Origin of the sequence: Ancylomarina salipaludis (assembly GCF_004122035.1) — a bacterium.
GTDB classification, from domain to species: domain Bacteria; phylum Bacteroidota; class Bacteroidia; order Bacteroidales; family Marinifilaceae; genus Ancylomarina; species Ancylomarina salipaludis.
Genome location: NZ_SAXA01000040.1, coordinates 1 through 1,214 on the forward strand (window position 1 = coordinate 1; position 1,214 = coordinate 1,214).

1 protein-coding gene is annotated in these 1,214 nt (G+C 45.7%); it reads right to left on the reverse strand.

The genetic code is table 11. From position 1 onward, the window contains the following. The coding region (locus EO244_RS16965; RefSeq protein WP_449371684.1) for a hypothetical protein at positions 1 to 1,214 on the reverse strand (1,214 nt) is incomplete at both ends.

Below are 1,214 nucleotides of genomic sequence, written 5' to 3' on the forward strand. Positions count from 1 at the left end.
TCGTTGCTTTCGTAGCAGCATCTGTGGCTGCACTTGCTATAGCAGCAGCTTCAGCAGCATTGGCCTTAGCTGTAGCATCTAATTGAGCTGAACTAATGGCAGCTGCCTCTGCATTATTCGCCTTAGTTGTAGCATCATCAATGGCACGTTGTTCTGCCTCTGTGACAATACCATCAGCATAAGCTTTAGCTTTCACGGTTTCGGCTTCTGCCTTTGCATTAGCTGCAGCAATGGCATCCGCTTTGGCCTGATCCGCTTTGAGCTTAGCATCCGCCTGAGCAGCAGAAAGAGCCGCATCGGCTTTCGCTTTTGCATCAATAGCCGCCGCACTAATCGCAGCATTCTTAGCTGTTGTTGCTTTTGTAGCAGCATCTGTGGCTGCACTTGCTATAGCAGCAGCTTCAGCAGCATTGGCCTTAGTTGTGGCATCATCAATGGCGCGTTGTTCTGCCCCTGTTACAATACCATCAGCGTATGCTTTAGCTTTCACAGTTTCGGCTTCTGCCTTTGCATTAGCTGCAGCAATGGCATCTGCTTTGGCTTGATCCGCTTTAAACTCAGCATCTGCCTGAGCAGCAGAAAGAGCCGCATCGGCTTTCGTTTGTGCGTCAGTTGCAGCATTTGCCTCTGCTTCAAGTCGTGCCAAGCGAGCTTCTTCAGTTGCATATGATTTTGACGCGATACTGTCTGTATTACTAACTTGAGACCAGTCCAAAGTAACATTACTACTGAATACTACTCGACCATCCGCATTAAATACAGCTGCTCCATTCGCAAAGGAAGCTGTACCATCTTTATCCAAAAAGTATGCAGGTGTAGATAATCTTGAATCATTTAATGATATGCCTCCAATCAAACCTTCTTTGGCATTAATCCAACCTTCGAAAAATCCGTTCTGTGCCCACAAGCCATAACCTGAAAGTACCTTTCCTGTTGTGCTGGTAATCCCATCCAAGCGTCCAAATCTGGCTTTGGTCTGACCATCATAAATCACATCGTAGAATGGGGCGTAGGTAGAGCTGGAACTCATATAAAGCAGACCTTTTCTGTCCGCATCTGAACTGTTCCATCTTAGTAAAATGTCATTAACTTCGATTGTTCCTGAGCCGGTTTTATCTGTGAATGTGATATATTTCATCAATTCGCCCTCTTCATCGGTTCGACTCTGTGAGGTTCCTTCACTCTCAACTGTGATGTAGTAGGATTTAATATTT